The organism is Ruminiclostridium josui JCM 17888 (assembly GCF_000526495.1).
Taxonomy (GTDB): Bacteria; Bacillota; Clostridia; order Acetivibrionales; family DSM-1351; genus Ruminiclostridium; species Ruminiclostridium josui.
Genome location: NZ_JAGE01000001.1, coordinates 3,093,562 through 3,111,662, shown reverse-complemented (window position 1 = coordinate 3,111,662; position 18,101 = coordinate 3,093,562). Strand labels below are relative to the sequence as shown.

16 protein-coding genes are annotated in these 18,101 nt (G+C 36.3%); all 16 read right to left on the bottom strand.

Features of this window, described 5'->3' with window-relative positions; genetic code table 11:
• Nucleotides 1-150: 150 nt before the first annotated feature.
• Nucleotides 151-1,371 (bottom strand): peptidase U32 family protein, encoded by a 1,221-nt coding sequence (locus tag K412_RS0114005; protein ID WP_024833701.1) that lies wholly within the window; start codon nucleotides 1,369-1,371, stop codon nucleotides 151-153.
• 20 nt (nucleotides 1,372-1,391) lie between these two features.
• A complete protein-coding gene (locus K412_RS0114000) occupies nucleotides 1,392-2,084 on the bottom strand; it encodes an O-methyltransferase (protein ID WP_081741771.1) in 693 nt (230 codons plus the stop codon).
• 53 nt (nucleotides 2,085-2,137) lie between these two features.
• Nucleotides 2,138-3,418 carry an endolytic transglycosylase MltG gene (gene mltG, locus K412_RS0113995; RefSeq protein WP_024833699.1) on the bottom strand — a complete coding sequence of 427 codons (1,281 nt, stop codon included), beginning with the start codon at nucleotides 3,416-3,418 and terminating at the stop codon, nucleotides 2,138-2,140.
• Nucleotides 3,419-3,506: 88 nt separating this feature from the next.
• Entirely contained in the window at nucleotides 3,507-5,324 is a 1,818-nt protein-coding gene (gene typA, locus K412_RS0113985; protein ID WP_024833698.1) for a translational GTPase TypA, read from the bottom strand.
• A gap of 155 nt (nucleotides 5,325-5,479) precedes the next feature.
• Nucleotides 5,480-7,858, bottom strand: a complete 2,379-nt coding sequence (locus K412_RS0113980; protein WP_024833697.1) for an endonuclease MutS2 — start codon at nucleotides 7,856-7,858, stop codon at nucleotides 5,480-5,482.
• 59 nt (nucleotides 7,859-7,917) lie between these two features.
• Entirely contained in the window at nucleotides 7,918-9,597 is a 1,680-nt protein-coding gene (locus tag K412_RS0113975) for an AMP-binding protein (protein WP_024833696.1), read from the bottom strand.
• A gap of 40 nt (nucleotides 9,598-9,637) precedes the next feature.
• Nucleotides 9,638-10,186, bottom strand: a complete 549-nt coding sequence (locus tag K412_RS0113970; RefSeq protein WP_024833695.1) for a helix-turn-helix domain-containing protein — start codon at nucleotides 10,184-10,186, stop codon at nucleotides 9,638-9,640.
• A 108-nt stretch (nucleotides 10,187-10,294) separates the two neighbouring features.
• A complete protein-coding gene (locus K412_RS0113965; RefSeq protein ID WP_024833694.1) occupies nucleotides 10,295-10,585 on the bottom strand; it encodes a hypothetical protein in 291 nt (96 codons plus the stop codon).
• A gap of 122 nt (nucleotides 10,586-10,707) precedes the next feature.
• Nucleotides 10,708-11,223, bottom strand: a complete 516-nt coding sequence (locus K412_RS0113960) for a hypothetical protein (protein WP_024833693.1) — start codon at nucleotides 11,221-11,223, stop codon at nucleotides 10,708-10,710.
• A 34-nt stretch (nucleotides 11,224-11,257) separates the two neighbouring features.
• Complete coding sequence (locus K412_RS0113955; protein ID WP_024833692.1) at nucleotides 11,258-11,899, bottom strand: J domain-containing protein; 642 nt, start codon at nucleotides 11,897-11,899, stop codon at nucleotides 11,258-11,260.
• The gene (locus K412_RS0113950; protein ID WP_024833691.1) at nucleotides 11,883-12,761 is read right to left on the bottom strand and encodes a DUF5685 family protein; all 879 of its coding nucleotides are present in this window, start codon (nucleotides 12,759-12,761) and stop codon (nucleotides 11,883-11,885) included. Before K412_RS0113950 ends, K412_RS0113955 begins: the two co-directional genes overlap by 17 nt.
• Nucleotides 12,762-12,857: 96 nt before the next feature.
• Nucleotides 12,858-13,421: a CDP-diacylglycerol--glycerol-3-phosphate 3-phosphatidyltransferase gene (pgsA, locus tag K412_RS0113945; RefSeq protein ID WP_024833690.1), complete on the bottom strand. Its 564-nt coding sequence runs from the start codon at nucleotides 13,419-13,421 to the stop codon at nucleotides 12,858-12,860.
• A 104-nt stretch (nucleotides 13,422-13,525) separates the two neighbouring features.
• The gene (locus tag K412_RS0113940; RefSeq protein ID WP_024833689.1) at nucleotides 13,526-13,951 is read right to left on the bottom strand and encodes an acyl-CoA thioesterase; all 426 of its coding nucleotides are present in this window, start codon (nucleotides 13,949-13,951) and stop codon (nucleotides 13,526-13,528) included.
• Nucleotides 13,952-14,064: 113 nt separating this feature from the next.
• On the bottom strand, nucleotides 14,065-14,268 hold the full coding sequence (locus tag K412_RS0113935; RefSeq protein WP_004617462.1) for an LAGLIDADG family homing endonuclease: 204 nt from the start codon (nucleotides 14,266-14,268) through the stop codon (nucleotides 14,065-14,067).
• A gap of 20 nt (nucleotides 14,269-14,288) precedes the next feature.
• Nucleotides 14,289-14,522: a trp RNA-binding attenuation protein MtrB gene (gene mtrB, locus K412_RS0113930; protein WP_024833687.1), complete on the bottom strand. Its 234-nt coding sequence runs from the start codon at nucleotides 14,520-14,522 to the stop codon at nucleotides 14,289-14,291.
• Nucleotides 14,523-14,589: 67 nt separating this feature from the next.
• Entirely contained in the window at nucleotides 14,590-18,066 is a 3,477-nt protein-coding gene (locus K412_RS0113925; protein ID WP_024833686.1) for a DNA polymerase III subunit alpha, read from the bottom strand.
• Between the last annotated feature and the right edge of the window lie 35 nt (nucleotides 18,067-18,101).

The window sequence follows — 18,101 nt, the reverse complement described above, 5'->3', positions numbered from 1 at the left end:
TATAATTTTTATATAGTCAAACATTTGATTTATAATCTTTAAATGTCAAATGTTTGTGGATTGAAATAAGATAATGTATTATATAAAAAAGAAGAATACCATTTGGCATTCTTCTTTTTTATGTTTTAATGTTAATTATATAGCTAATGTCTACTTCCTTCTCAAAATCGTATAAGGCCCCACTTCTTCATCAATAGGCATATATACAATCATTTGTGCATGAGGTGCAGTTCTGATACTTTCTCCATCCTCATTGTGCATTTCTTTAATAGTTTGGGTAAAATAGCCTTTTCGGGGGCTTACCACCTCTATTTCATCTCCTACAATCATGCGGTTTCTCTGCTCAATCTTTGCAATACCGGTTGATTTATCATATTCCAGTACCATACCAACAAAGTCGTATTCTCTGATATAGGAACTGGTATTATATATCTGATCTGCACCTGTGGTCTTATTAAAATAAAATCCCGTGGTATATTCCCTATGACTGGCTTTTGAGAGTTCTATCAGCCATTCAGGGTCAAACCTGTAATTGTCAGGGTCAGCTAAATATGCATCAATAGCCTGTCTGTAGGCACTTACAACTGTAGCTACATAAAAGGAGCTTTTCATTCTTCCTTCAATCTTAAAGCTGTAAATACCCGCTTTAACTAATTCAGGAATATGTTCAATCATACACAAATCCTTGGAATTGTATATATATGTTCCCTTTTCATCCTCATAAACCGGATAATACTCACCGGGACGCTTTTCTTCAACCAAATGATACTTCCATCTGCAAGGATGAGAACATGCTCCTCTGTTGGAATCACGTTCTGCCATATAGCTGCTGAGCAGGCATCTTCCTGAATAGGAAATGCACATAGCTCCATGGATAAAAGCCTCTAAATCCAAATCATCAGGTATTTTTGACCTGATTTCACTTATTTCTTGAAGAGAAAGCTCCCTTGCAGTAACAATTCTTTTAGCCCCATGCCTGTACCAAAACATAGCACTGGCGTAATTGGTGTTATTAGCCTGAGTACTTATATGAATCTCCATGTCAGGAGCATTTTCACGTACAATATCAAAAATTCCAGGATCAGAAACTATAACCGCATCTATTCCCAGTTCATCAAGCTGCTTTATATATTCAGGTAATCCCTCAAGATCTTCATTATGAGGAATTATATTAACAGTCACATAAACCTTACATTCTCTCTGATGTGCAAAATCAAGTCCCTCCTTGATATCCTCAAGAGAGAAATTGTCAGCAGATGCTCTTAAACCAAACTTCTGTCCGCCAATATATACCGCATCTGCACCATACATAATTGCCATTTTAAGCTTTTCAAGATTTCCCGCCGGAGCCAAAAGCTCAACTTTATTCATAAATCCTCCCACAAATTTGTTTACTGTTTATTATAGCTAAGTGCTACTCCGTCTCCTATAGGAATTATACCTGTCTCAAATGACTCATCCTGGCAAAGCTCCTTTAGGAAACTTCTCATTCTGTTAACTATAGTTCTCTTTCTTCTTACCACAAGCTCATCACTTGCAGTCATACCCTTATATAGAACATTATCGGAAATAATAATTCCACCTGGGGCAAGCATCCTCTTACAATGTTCAAAAAACTCACTGTACTGTCCTTTTGCTGCATCAATAAATATCATATCATAGCTTTTGTTAAGGCAGGCTAGAACCTCTAGAGCATCGCCTGCAATTACATTTATAGTATCCTGAAGTCCGGCACGCTTTATATTTTTTCTTGCTATCTCAATCATTTCTTCATTTCGCTCTATGGTATCTATTATACCCTTTTGCTGCAAAAATCCTGAAAATAAAATTGAAGAATATCCTATTGCTGTCCCAACTTCCAGAATTCTTGTAGGTCGTTTCATATTTCCAATAACCTTCAATAGTGCTGCAACCTCAGGCTGAATTATTGGTACATGATGCTTGGAAGCATATTCTTCAAGCTCAGCCAACAATCCAGTGTTTGGTTTGATAGTCTCTCTTATATATTGAGTAATGTATTCGTAATTAATCATTTCATTGCTCCAATCAGTTACAACGTCAAAAATAAAGATGGCTGCTGCCATCTTTATTTAATACATTTCCGGCATTTAAGCCAGTCTAATTAATTTTTGCATAATTATTTTGCCAATCCGTATTGCTTCATAGCCTTTAAGTGTTCGGCATAAGTTTTTGAGAACTTAGTAGTTCCGTCACCTGCTGATAAGAAGAACATGTAATCCGTATCCTCATCAGGATACAACGCTGCGTTTATTGCGTCAATACTCGGTGAGCAAATAGGTCCTGGTGGTAAACCTGGATTAAGATAAGTATTATACGGATTATTAACATTCCTATCTTCGTATGTTATTACCTCATGTACCTTTCCCTCAGTATTTAAGAAAATATATTGAAGAGTAGCACATGACTCTAACTTTCTCAGATTCTTATTCTTATCTTTCAAACGCCTGTGAAATACTTCTGATACAACTCTTCTTTCCTGGGTGTTACTTACCTCTCTCTCAATTATTGAAGCAAGAGTAATAACCTCGTCCATTGTCATACCTAATTCCTTGGCACGTTTATAATGCTCTTTTGTTACTTTGTTATTAAAGTTTTCAAGCATTACATTTATTATTGTCTTTTCACTGGCATTCATTGCAAATTCATATGTATCGGGAAATAAATATCCTTCTAGCTTGAATTCACGGTTATTACTGTCTTTTATGTCCTTTATAAAATCATAGTCATACTTTTGATACTTCATTGCATAATCAAATTTATCTGCAGTACCAAGTTCCTTTTTAACAAAGGTATTGACAATCTGTCTGTAGCTCAAGCCTTCAGGTATGGTTACTTTTTTACTTTCAGGCTTTCCAGTAAGTATTGTCATTATAGTGTTGAATTCCAATCCCGGTTTCAAAATATGGGTACCAGCTTGATACTTGCCGTCAAATCCGTTAATTTTTGACACAATTGTAAAAATCTGAGGTTTATTAATAATACCTTCATTTGCAAGAATTTCCGCAATAGTCTTGGTATTTGAACCCATAGGTATGTCAATCATCTTTGCGCCTTCGGCATCAGCCTTTATTTTGACTTCCTTGGTTACTGCCTCAGATGTATCTGTGGAAACCGTACTCCTAAAAGTTATAGTGGCTCCCACAGTAAAAATAAATACAAAAACAATAAAAATGGTCAGCCAGAAAGACATCTTCTTCAATCCGGCTGATATTATAAATAATCCAAAAATAACCAAAGTAAGCCCTACAGCCGTAAACACCGCATTAAGCAAACCAAACTTAGCATCAAAACCTTTCAACAGAGTTCCGAAATAGTTCATGATATTTGGTATTGATAGCAATATACCAACAACCACAGTCAGTATCCCTGTCAATGATACTTTTAATCTTCTATCCATCAAATATGTGACTCCATTCTAAAAATTCAAAAACTCTTATAATAAATACTATAATATTCTTTTCAAATTTTGTCCATATTCCCGGCAATTACATTTTACTTCTCATTTTCGCTCTTGTTTCTGTATCCAGTATCTTTTTTCTTAAGCGAATACTTTTTGGAGTCATCTCTACAAGTTCATCTTCAGCAATAAATTCCAATGCCTGTTCTAGGCTCAAAATTATAGGAGGTGTTAATCTCAACGCTTCATCTGAGCCGGAAGCTCTCATATTTGTAACATGCTTCTTTTTACAAACATTTACAACTAAGTCATCGTATCTGGCATTCTCACCAACAATCATTCCTTCATAAACCTTTGTTCCCGGTGTTATGAAAAGAGTTCCTCTTTCCTGAGCATTGTACAACCCGTAAGTAACAGCTTCGCCATCCTCCCAAGCAATCAATGATCCTCTTGTCCTTGTAGGAATTTCACCTTTGTATGGTTCATATCCATGGAATACGTGATTCATTATTCCATTTCCTTTAGTATCGGTAAGCAATTCTGACCTGTATCCAATCAAACCTCTTGCGGGAATCTTGAATTCAAGTCTCATATACCCCTGGTTTGCAGATGTCATATTAACCATCTCGGATTTTCTTTGTCCAAGCTTTTCCATTACTGTTCCCATAAATTCTTCCGGAACATCTATCATCAAATATTCAATAGGCTCCATTAATACCCCGTCAATTTCCTTATTAATAACCGTCGGTTTTGAAACCTGGAATTCATATCCCTGCCTTCTCATTGTTTCAACTAATATTGACAGGTGAAGCTCACCTCTGCCCGAAACAACAAATGCATCTGGAGAGTCAGTTTCTTCAACTCTAAGACTAACATTTGTTTCCAGTTCTTTGAAAAGTCTGTCTCTCAAGTGCCTTGAAGTTACAAAAGTACCCTCTCTTCCTGCAAATGGGCTGTTATTTACACTAAATGTCATTGACAAAGTAGGCTCGTCAATAGCAACAAAAGGCAATGGGTCAGGTGCGCCTACTTCACATATTGTATCTCCAATTGTAACATCACCTACACCGGAAACCGCAACTATATCCCCCAGCTTTGCTTCTGCAGTTTCAATTCTCTTGAGGCCTTCATAGCAATAAAGCTTTGTTATTCTAGCGTTAAGCTGATTTCCTTCCTTTTTGCAAATTATTGCAGGCTGGCCAAGCTTTACCGAACCTCTTTCAATTCTACCTATAGCTATTCTTCCAACATATTCATCATAGTCAATATTTGAAACCAAAAGCTGAAGAGTTCCACTCAGTTCACCCTGCGGTGGAGGAACCTTATCAATAATTACATCAAATAATGGTTTTAAATCTCTTCTTTCCCCTCCAAGGTCGCAAACTGCAAAACCTTCTCTTGAAGAAGCATAAATAACCGGGAATTCCAATTGTTCATCGTCAGCACCCAATTCAATAAACAATTCCAGAACCTCGTCAACAACTTCCTCTGGTCTTGCTTCTGGTCTGTCAATCTTGTTTACAACAACAATTGGCTTTAAATTCAGTTGTAATGCCTTTTTAAGTACAAACCTTGTCTGTGGCATTGCACCCTCAAAAGCATCAACTAATAGTAAAACACCATCAACCATTTTTAGTACACGTTCAACTTCTCCACCGAAGTCGGCATGTCCGGGAGTATCAACAATATTGATTTTAAATCCGTTATAATTGACAGCAGTATTCTTTGCAAGTATTGTAATTCCTCTTTCCTTTTCAAGGTCATTGGAATCCATTACTCTCTCAGCAACAGCTTCGTTTTCTCTGAAAATACCGCTCTGCCTAAGCATAGCATCAACCAAAGTGGTCTTTCCATGGTCAACGTGTGCTATTATTGCTATGTTTCTTATATCTTGTCTGATATCCACAAAAATTCTCCTTCGCTACTCCTAATATACTATCTATAAATCAATCTCCTTTTTAAGCCATATTAAACCATTTAAATCTAATATAAAGTAAAAAGCCACTAATTATTCTAATTTACCCTGTTTAAATTGTCAACCTTAGCTGTAGCCAATAGAATTTATTTAAGCTCAACAACCGTAACCCCGTTTTCACCTTCACCTAGTTTACCTAGTCTAAAGCTTTTTATATGAGGATTATGCTTCAAGTGCTGATGGAGTCCTGCTCTTAAAGCCCCAGTACCTTTTCCGTGTATAAGCGTAACTTCTCCCATACCTGCTATACTTGCATCATCAAGATACTTATCAACAACGTCAACGGCCTCGCTAAGCATCATTCCACGCAAATCAATTTCAGTAGACATATTCTGTGCTTTAGAAACACCTATTTTACCCATTCCGGTTCTTTGTATCTGCTGCTTCTGTTCATCTACCAATTTTAGATTTGATATATGAACATTTATTTTCATGATTCCAGCTTGAATCTGAGCTTCTCCGTTTTTATCCGGCAGCGATAAAACCGTACCCTTCTGGTTAAGGTTTACTATTAATACGGTATCACCGGGTTTGAGATTTTTAGGCGGTTTCACAAGGCCCTGTCTTGGCATTATAGACTCAACCAAAGAATCATCCAATTTATTTATACTCTTGTTAAGTCTTTGACGAAGTTCCTCTGTTTGTCTTCGTACTTCAGCCTCTTCCTGCTCCTTTGCCAGTCTTTTCATTTCAGCAATCAGTTCATCTGCCTGACGTTTTGAATCAGTTAAAATACGGCGAGCTTCTTCACGAGCTTTGCGAAGTTCGCTTTCCTTCTGGGCTGCTAATCTTCTTTTTTGCTCCTCCAAATCCTTTTTAAGTCGTTCCGCTTCCTGCCTGTAGCTTTCAGCACGCATTTTCTCTTTTTCGGCCTCGCTACGATTCTTTTCTATACTTAACAGGATATCCTCAAACCTTATGTCCTCCTGAGACAGAAACTCCTTTGACCTTTCGATTATGTCATCTGTCAGACCAAGCCTTTTTGAAATGGCAAATGCATTACTCTTTCCTAGCACACCAATAAGAAGTCTGTAAGTTGGTCTCAGGGTTTCAACATCAAATTCACAGGATGCATTTTCAACTCCTACTGTAGAAATTGCATAGACCTTGAGTTCACTATAGTGTGTAGTTGCCAGAGTTGTAGCACCTATCTGGTGCAGAGATTCAAGAATTGCCATAGCCAAAGCAGCCCCTTCTGTAGGGTCTGTCCCTGCTCCTAATTCATCCAGCAGTATCAGCGACTTTTCATTGACATCACCTAGTATATCCACAATATTCTTCATATGGGACGAAAATGTACTAAGGCTTTGTTCGATGCTTTGCTCATCCCCAATATCTGCATAAATCTTTTCAAACACACTCATCTCTGTTCCTTCATTTGCAGGAATCAGAAGCCCCGACTGTGTCATTAAAGTAAACAGTCCTACTGTTTTTAGAGACACGGTTTTCCCCCCTGTGTTAGGGCCAGTAACAATTAATGAACTGAATTTTTCGCCAATCCAGAAATCAATTGGTACTACTTTTTGAGGATCCAGAAGAGGGTGTCTTCCTTTTTTAATAATAATTTTTCCGTTATCATTGATTCTGGGACAAATACATTTATAATCTACTGCCATTTTTGCCTTTGCAAAAATAAAATCAAGTCTTGCCATTATACTCATGTTTGCATTCAGCTGAGGCAATATTAGTGAAACATCCTGAGACAGCTCGGCTAGTATCCTGTCTATTTCCGTTTGCTCCTTCACCCTAAGCTGTTTTATACTGTTGTTCGCCTCAACTACCGCCATTGGCTCAATAAACAATGTTGCACCACTGGCAGAAGAATCATGCACTAACCCCGGTATATCTCCCTTATGCTCCTGTTTTACTGGTATTACATATCTGTCCCCTCTCATGGTTACGACAGATTCCTGAATGAATTTCTGGTATTTGGTGGAACGAATAATGGAATTCAGCTTATCCTTAATAGACGCTTGCTGCTCCTTAATCTGACGTCTGATGCTGCTTAGTGCAGGGCTTGCATTATCAGCAATCTCATCTTCGCTTAATATGCAGTTCTCAATTCTCTGCTCCAACCTCTGATTTGATTCAAGACAGGATATCAGTTCATTGACAACATTAGTGTTATTTTCATCCAGCTTATCGTTAACATATCCTTTTAGCCTTCTGGCGGCTCTTAATACTCCTGCAATACGCAGTAACTCGCTTGGATTCAGTATTCCCCCCATATCAAGTCTTTTAAGGGTCATCCTTATATCCGTAATCCCACCAAGAGGCGGTGAGCCTCTTTTTAACACACAATTTACACCGTCATTAGTCTCTGACAGCATTTTCTCAACCGTCCTGAAATCAGTTTGAGGAGTTAGCTCTAAAACAAGCTCCCTCCCCAATTCAGATGCGGTTAAGCCTTTTAATTTATCAATAATTTTATCAAATTCAAGTACTCTCTGAGTTTTTTCATTCATAAGATAATCCTTCCAATTCATATGAAACATCAGCTTCTATGATAACTTGGAAGTTTGAATCATGTAGATTCAAACTTTTTATGATCATCTTGACGAAGCTGTGCTCTTTTTATTTTTCCACTAATTGTTTTTGGTAATTCATCAACAAATTCTATTATTCTTGGATATTTGTATGGTGCCGTAATTTTTTTTACATAATTCTGAATTTCCTTTTTTAATTCATCTGAAGGTTTATATCCTTTTGCAAGAACAATAGTTGCCTTTACAACTGTACCCCTTATACTGTCAGGTGCACCGGTAACAGCACATTCAACAACTGACGGATGCTCGATTACTGCACTTTCTACTTCAAAAGGACTTATCCTGTAGCCGGATGCTTTTATAACATCATCATTTCTTCCTACAAACCACAGGTATCCATGCTCGTCCTTGTAAACAACGTCACCAGTATGGTATGTGTTATTATACCACACTCTTGCCGTTGACTCAGAATCTTTGTAATATCCGCAGAACAACCCTGCAGGCTTATTGGTATCAACGTCCCTTATTACCAATTCACCTTCCACTCCAACCTGACAGGAATTTCCTTCTTCATCCACTACATCAATGTCATAGGCAGGGTTCGGCATTCCCATAGCACCTGGATCTACAGGCAGCCATTCAAAATTTGCTACAATTACAGTAGTTTCAGTCTGTCCGAATCCATTTAATATTTCATGTCCCGTTAACTTTTTAAACCTGTTGAAAATCTCAGGATTTAACGGTTCTCCTGCTGTTGAACAGTGAGTTAGAGATGATAAATCATATTTCGTAATATCATGCTGAAGCATAAACCTGTAAATTGTAGGCGGAGCACAGAAAGTCTTTACCTGGTATTTTTCTATTTTCTCAAGCAGATTACAAGGATCAAATCTATCCATATCATATAAAAATTGTACAGCACCGCATATCCATTGTCCAAAAAGTTTACCCCATGCAAATTTAGCCCAGCCTGAATCGGCAACAGTCAAGTGCAGTCCATTTTCTACAACCCTGTGCCAATACTTGGCTGTAACAATATGACCAAGTGGATATGTAAAATCATGTATTGCCATTTTAGGCATACTTGTGGTACCCGAAGTAAAATATATAATCATATAGTCTTTATTTTGAGTATCCAATTCTCCTTCAGGCCTTGACCAGTTATTAGAAAATGCATTAATGTCCTTATCATAATCCATCCATTTATCTTTTGCTCCACCAACCATTATGTACTTTTCAACAGTAGGAGAATCTTCCATTGAATTCTCAACATGTTCAATAATTTCCGGATCATTATACGCTATAATAGCCTTTACTTCTGCTGCATTGTTTCTATATACTATATCTTTCTTCATCAACTGGTTTGTGGACGGAATAAAGGTAATACCTATTTTCATGGCAGCGAATGCAAAGAAATAGAATTCATACCTTCTTCTTAATATAAACATTACCTTGTCGCCCTTGCCTAATCCGTTAGCTATTAGGTAATTGGCAGTTTTATCAGACCAGTACTTCAAATCTCCGAAAGTAAACTTCTTTTCGTTTCCGTGGTCGTCGCACCATACCAAAGCAAGTCTTTCAGGTTCCAATCTTGAATACTCATCTATTATGTCATAAGCAAAGTTAAAGTTAGATGGAACATTTAGCTTAAAGTTCTCTCTAAAATCCTCATAGGATTCAAAATCAGTTTTACTCAAATATCTAGTTTCCAAACTCATTCGTATAGCCTCCCAATAACATTTAAACCAAATTTTAAAATTAAAGTAAAATTACGGTAAGAAATCTAGCTTCTTTACCACCCAAGGCAATCTGTTTGTGAGGAAGTGAAGAGTTGAAATATAAAGAATCCCCTGGCTCTAAATCAAATTTCTCTTTACCTATCAGCACCTGCATTTTTCCTTCAAGGCAATAATTAAACTCCTGTCCTTTATGAGAAACCATTTCAGGACTATTATGAGGATCAAGTACAACAAGCATAGGTTCTATTTTTCTGTTGGAATATTTGTAAGCAAGACTTTCAAAGCTGTATTGGTCATATCTTTCAACTTGGAGACCTTCCCCTTTTTTTACGTAGCATATATCGTGAAGTTTTGGTGATGTTCCTGTTAGAATTTCAGTAATGTTGACCTTATAAATCTCTGCCAGCTCATATAAAAGACTGACAGGAATATCGTCTTCCGCATTTTCATAAGACTTGTATTGCGTAAGCTCAATTCCCAACTGCTCTGCAACTTCTTCTTCGGTAGACCCTGCCAGAAGCCTGAGTCCCTTTATTCTGACAGCAATGTCCTTTACTTTTTCATTCATATTTAAACCTCCGTGAGTATTATATCAATATAAATATCACCTAAAAAATAACAACAATATTTTTATTATAGCATATTTAACCAGAGGTTTATTATATTTTTATCTATTTCATGGTCTGATTTTTTTTCTCAGGACAGGATAGAGCCAGAAGCCGAGAGTCATTGTTATAAGACAGGCAGATATGCCAAAAAGAGATGGCATGGACCTTAAAAAAAGAGTTTGAAATGATGTTTCAGAAGTTCTTTCAATATAGATAGCTGAATTGACTATAATGTACGTAAAAAAGAAGGCTATCCCCAGCAACTGAAATATGTAATGCTGCTTTAACAGATTAACTGCAAAGCCTGCAATAAATATTATAATAAAAACTGCTATTGAATAAAAAAAAGCCGGTGACATAAATAACCTCCATTATATTTTACACATAAAAAACACTGAATACTTTACAAATATTGTAATATACTCAGTGCCTTTATACAAATTATTTCTCATTCTAAGGAAATCATAACTAAATGACTAATTTAGATTTTTAGTTTTGGTTTTAGTGTAGAAGAGTAAAACCTTACAAACAAAGTGTACACATAGTCATAGACTACAAAAACTATTTCCACTAAAGCTGCAACTACATACACAGGTGCAGTTAATGTAACCCCCATCATTAAAAATTCTTTTATAAATACAAAACCCAGGAGCAAACATATATTAAAATAAACCAATTTTAATACATATTCTAAAACTCTGCTTTTCTGTCTTTCAAAATATAGTTTCAGCAATCCATATACCCCGAAAAACACTATATATGGCAGTACTTCAAGTCTGGGAATCAACACTGCCGTCAAAACAGCAGATGCGGCATAAAAAGTCCATCCTGCTTTTAAGCCAAATTCAATTATTATAATTGAAATAAAAAGTGAACTTATTGCATATAACGAAAGCTTGCTGGTAGGCAAAACAGATGCAAGAAATACACATATGACAGTAAACCCAAGAAGAATTCCGCTTAATGCAATTTTTTTAGCTCTTGTTGCGTTATTCATATCTACCTCATAATCTTAGTTTAAATCTGGAGCATTAGCAGCAAGAAATTAAATCTCCTCCACAGCACTCACATAATGAATCAGAACACCATAAACATGTACACATATCGCAAAAACTAGGTCCTGCACCATATCCACGATTAACGGCATTACCTCTGTACATGTTATTATTCATATTTATTCGGTTAAGGGCATCCCTATATTCATAGTTTGAAGGGTCCATGTTTACTGCCTGCCTGATATTCATTACAGCTTCATTATACCAACCTTTTTTCATAAAGATGAGCCCACGAAGATAAAACCATTCGGCATTTCTGTTTTGAATAGTTTCAAGTAGTGACTCCGCAGCTGCAATGTTACCTGTATTTATATACATTCTTATCTGACGGAAGTTATCTCCTCCTGCATTACCACCCGCTGCACCTCCAAAGCCTGAAGCCCCAGATGCACCGCTTCTGCCACTCCAACCATTACTGGTTTTTGCAGTATGACCTTTTCCAGTAAGATACTCGTATGCTTCATTTACTTCCCTAAGCTTTTCTTCAGCGAGTTTGGAAAGAGGATTATCCTGATATTGATCCGGATGATATTTCTTTACCTGTTCTCTGTATGCTTTCTTTATTTCTTCTTCTGATGCACCCTCACTTATTCCAAGTACTTCATATGGATTTTTCACCTTTACCACAGCTCCTCTGGCACAAAATTTTATCTGTTTTACTTAACATACCTATATATAATATGTTCTCTAATATTCCTTTATTTTCTTTTAAGCTAAGCAACTCAAATGCCTTGGATGCTTCCTGCAAACAATATAGCACTGTAAACTCAGCCTGACTTTTAATATCATTCTTAAAAACCTTCAAGTCCTGTCCTTTGTAATTGAACTGAGTAAGAAATGGGTTGTAGCTAGAGTTTTTTATATCATCTTCCATATCGTCAAAAGCATCAACAAGATATATCCATTTCCCGATATTATATCCCATCCATCTTAAAATCTGTCTGGTTTTATGGTCTAGTTTTTCATAGTCTAAAACCTCTTCCATTAGCTTTGCAAAAGGTTCTGCAGCAGCATCTATGGAATTGCACTTTTCCTTTTCCAGTATAGACAATTCACTTAGTCTTTGGTTAATTATAGCACACTTTTTGGGATATTCCATATCTAACTTTTTATATGCTCTTTTAAAAGCTGCTATACCTGCTAGTGCTACTTTCGATTTGTCATCTTTCCATTTATCTTTCATATTATTATACGCTAAAATAATATTTATGTCGGAAGAATAATCAATAATTTCATTATGGCTCACAAAAGATTTTTTTAATGGATGAACAATACATCTTTCTTTGGTAAGAGTTGTTTTTATATTAAGTACGGAGCCCAAAAGAAGTGCCAGAAAAGCAGCATCATATGTCAGTGTCATTCTTTTTATCTGTCCGTGTCTTTTTCCTATTGATTTACACACACCGCAATAATATGCCCTGTATATGTCAAATTCCTTTATTTTTAATTCCGGCTTTTCCGGCATTATATACCCGAACATTGTATCCTCCATTGATAAACATTGCTGCGACCCTTAAAACCCTAATTTTATTTAAAAAGGTACACGAAAAAGTGTACCTTTGAATATAGCTAAAATTTATTTGTTTATTTTCTCATTATAATCCTTGGAGAATCTAAAATAAATAATTATATACATTGCCAGTGCAAATAACGTGCAAACTACTGCCAAACCTATTGCTATATATATGGCATTTGATGCGTAGCCACTATCACCTGCAACAATTTTAAGTATAATGGTTGTGAGTATTGCAAAATAAAATATCACTGTGGCCAGCTTACCGTACCAGTTGGCACCAATAACTGTCTTTCCTTTTTTATACACCATTATACCGCCTGCCAACATTAAAGACTCTTTTATTATAACAATAACCAAAACTATTAAAGGTATAAATTTATGTAGTACAAGAAAGACCAATGCTGTTATTTGCATAAGTTTATCTGCCAAAGGGTCAAAAAACTTGCCCCATTTTGTAATTAAATTATACTTTCTGGCTATATAGCCGTCAAGTACATCTGTGAACCCACCAAAAGCAAAAAGAATAATGGCTATAGTATATTTTTCACAGTAAAAAAAGTAACCTAAAAAAGGCACTATTATGAGTCTTAAAAATGTTAATGCATTTGGAATATTTTTTTTCACCAGTACACCACCTGATTACCAATATTAGAGTAAATAGCAAACCTAGTTTATCATATTATGTCATTTAATTGCAATAACTTCTTATTTCTGCAACTTACACAACTTTATTCTTCCTTTCCCACTTTTTCAATGATTTCATACAGTTCAGGAAAGTGTTTTTGCAAATTTATAGGCTTTAAATCACATGTAGTCCAAACATGACAAGTTTCTCCTATTGTAATAGGATTTTTCATATTATCCGATTTAAATACCTCATATTTAAAGTTTAGTCTTGTTTTTGAATAGCTTTTGATGCTTGTCCTTACTATTATATTATCCTCATATGTAGATGAGTTGATATACTTACAATGCAGCTCCAACAGAGGCAGCATAATACCCATAGATTCCACACGTGAATAAGATATTCCGCTTTGTTTGATAAATTCTGTTCTGCCTACTTCAAACCATACAGGATAATTTGAATGGTGAACTATGCCCATCCTGTCTGTTTCAGCATACCTGACTGTTAAAGGTACATCTATATATAGCATACGGTTATTCTCCTTTAAAAGTATGATAGTTTATATTACAAATAGTAATATTTTGGCCTACTAAGCAGTAGTAGCTCCGGGCAAAAGCTCGGAGCTACTATCATTCATTTTTATTAATAACCCGTTTCAATGATTACGCTATGTGCCTCTTCAACCTCTGCTTCAGGAACGAGAACTTCATAATAGTTGTCATTATTTTCATGATTTTTACTTATAGGCCTCAGTTTCACAAGAATACCCTCATTGGACAAAAGCTCCTGAAGCTGATTAGCAACATCTTTGCTTTGGGCCATATATACCACTGTCCACATTATCATTTACACTACCTTTCAAATTGTTATTCACCGCTTTGAATAGTACCATATCTGCAATAAACTGTGGCCTTGCCTCTTATTTTTATCGCAGAAGTATTCTCTGTAAATTGCGCCAAAAGAACTTCGCCTTTATCCAATTTCTCGGTATGATGAAATTTTGTATCCCTTCCACGCGTTAACCCGATAATTGTGACCCCGTTTTCCACAGCCTTAATAGCAACGTACTCACCAGATAACTTATCCTCCAGGTTGTCCATATATAACCACCTCGACACTTATATTATATTATTTTGTACAAAAAATCAATATTTGGCTACTTATTCATTATTTTAATAATACATTTTCTTCGCCCAGCCTATTTACTAATTCTTCCATTATTACATTATTGACATATATCCAGTATTGCCTGTCAAGTTTTTTGAAAATTTTCTGATTTTTTTTTGTAACGTAAATTGGAGTAGTCCCCGAAAAATATTTTAAAAGTGCTCTCAAAGCTACACCATCTTCCTTTGGAAAATGTTCAGGCAAAGTTAAATACACTCCTTTTTCCTGAAGACCTTTTATAGGCAGAACTTCCTCAGCAATTATTTTAGGCTGTTCATCTTCTCTCACGCTCAATCTTCCATTTACAATTATTATACTTTCCGGTTGTAAAAGCTGGGTGAATTTCTCATACACTGTTGGAAAAACTATAAGTTCCATAGTGCCGAACAAATCTTCAAGACCTACGAAAGCCATTAAATTGTTATTTTTTGTTGCTTTGGTCTTTTTGGATACTACTATCCCCCCTACAGTTACCCTCATGGAATCCTGGAGTTTTTTACTGTTTATCTCCATATCACTTGAATTTTCATCATCAACATAAAATTCACTGCTGTATAAGTTTACATGCCGCTCCAATATATCCTGATATTCGCTTAGTGGATGGCCTGATACGTACAATCCCAGCATCTCCTTTTCCATTGAAAGAAGTGCATTTGCCGGGTATTCCTCTATATCAGGGAAATCCTCTTGAATAAGCTCCTGTGGTTCACTCATCATATCAAATATTGACATCTGACCGTCCATATTCTTTTTACGGTTCTGTGAAATTCCATCCAAAAGCTTCTCATATACTGCCATCAGCTTGGATCTGAATACTTTAAGAGAATCAAAAGCTCCGCTTTTTATAAGGCTTTCAACGCACCTTTTGTTTATATCACGGCCCTCAATTCTTTGACAGAAATCCAGAAAAGATTTAAATTCTCCATTTTGTTGTCTTTCTGTAATAACAGATTGAATTGCATTTTCTCCTACATTTTTAATTGCAGCCAAGCCAAAACGTATATTTTTATTTACAACTGTAAATTTTACGCTGCTTTCATTTATATCCGGCGGAAGTACTTTTATATTTAAGGTTTTACACTCATTGACGTACTGGGACACTTTATCGCTGCTCCCCAAAAAGCTGTTTATAGAAGCTGCCATAAACTCTACGGGATAGTAGTGTTTTAGCCATGCAGTCTGATATGCCACAACAGCGTAAGCAGCAGCATGAGACTTGTTAAAGGCATAGCTTGCAAAGTCCATCATTTCATCAAATATCTTATTAGCTGTAACTTCATCTACACCGTTTTTTACAGCACCCTTTACAATCTCGTTGCCTTCCTCATCTGTTATTCCGTATATGAAGTTCTTGCGCTCCTGTTCCATTACAGATATCTTCTTTTTGGACATAGCACGTCTTACAAGGTCAGACCTACCCAGCGAGTAGCCTCCCAGCTCTCTTACTATCTGCATTACCTGCTCTTGATACACCATACAGCCATAGGTAACATCAAGAATACTTTCAAGCATGGGATGGTGATATTTTATCTCTTTTGGGTTATTTTTGTTTCTTATATACCTTGGTATTTGATCCATAGGCCCCGGTCTATAGAGAGAAATACCCGCTATGATATCTTCCAGTGAATTTGGCTGGAGTTCTTTCATAAACTGAGTCATTCCTGCACTTTCCAGCTGAAATACCCCTGCTGTTCTGCCATCTCCAATCATTTTATAGACTTCTTTATCGTCATAATCTATTTGCTGGATATCGATTTTCTTGCCATGACCTTGCTCTATCAAATCTATTGCATCACGTATTACTGTAAGAGTTCTTAGTCCAAGAAAGTCCATTTTGAGAAGCCCCAACTCTTCAAGGGGCACTGCAGGTACTTGGGTTGTCACACTGTTGTCATTTAATTGCAGAGGTACATATTCCACTATTGGCTCCTTTGATATAACCACTCCTGCCGCATGTGTGGATGCATGACGAGGAAGACCTTCAAGGGTTCTTGCTGTGTCAATTAACACTTTTGTCTCCTCGTCGGTTTCATATCTTTTTTTCAGTTCCTGATTTAGCTCCAATGCCTTATCTATATTCATACCAATTTGAAAAGGTATCATTTTTGCAATTGAATCAACATCCCCATAAGGAATATCCAAGGCCCTTCCAACATCTCTTATAACCGCCCTTGCAGCCATAGTTCCAAAGGTAATTATTTGAGAAACCCTGTCTTTACCGTACTTTCCGATTACGTAATCAATTACTTCCTGTCTGCGCTCATAGCAGAAGTCAATATCTATATCAGGCATGCTGACTCTCTCAGGATTTAAAAATCTTTCGAACAAAAGATTATACTTGAGAGGATCAATACTAGTTATTCCAAGGGCATATGATACTATACTTCCTGCTGCGGAACCTCTTCCTGGCCCTACCATTATACCGTGATCTCTTGCATATCTTATAAAATCCCATACTATAAGGAAGTAATCAACATAGCCCATCTGTGATATAACTGATAGCTCAAATTCAAGTCTTTGAATTATTTCTTCCGAGCAATTCTCACCATACCTTGACCTAAGTCCATTATAACACTGCTCTCTCAAATATTCGTAAGGAGTATAACCTTCCTCTACGTCAAAGCTTGGCAAATGCAGTTTTCCAAATTCCAGTTCTACATTACACATTTCGGCAATTTTTACTGTATTTTCTAGAGCCTGTTTGACATTTTTAAAGTTCTCATACATTTCCTCCGGTGATTTTACATATACTTCATCAGTATTAAACCGCATTCTGTTATCATCATTAATTGTCTTACCTGTTTGAATACATAAAAGAATCTCATGAGATTTGGCATTTTCCTTTGTGAGATAATGTGCATCATTTGTGGCAACCAAAGGTATTCCCAATTCCCCTGACATTTTAATAAGCTGCTGGTTAACAAGAGTTTGATCATTTATACCATTATGCTGAAGCTCAAGGTAAAAATTTCCTTGTCCAAATATTCGATTTAAATTAATAGACAATTCCACTGCTTTTTCGTAATCGTTATTCAATATTGCAGACGGAATATCCCCAGATAAACATGCACTCAGGGCAATAATCCCTTCTGAATATTTTTCCAAGGTCTCATAATCTACTCTGGGCTTGTAATAATACCCTTCCGTAAACCCAAGTGAAACTATTTTCATTAGATTTTTGTAACCAATCTGATTTTTTGCAAGTAAAACTAGATGTCCGTAGTTAGAGTCAATTCCCGGCTGCTTGTCCGTCATTTTTCTTTTTGCAGTGTATACTTCACAACCAAGTATAGGCTTAACTCCATTTTTTACAGCTTCTTTATAAAAGTCTACAACTCCGTACATTACTCCATGGTCAGTAATGGCTACGCTGTCCATGCCAAGTTCTTTTACCCTTTGTATAAGATCTTTTATTCTATTTGCTCCATCAAGAAGACTATATTCAGTATGTACATGCAGGTGTACAAAATTCCCCATTCTATTCTCTCCAAACTAAATTAAAAACATTTTAT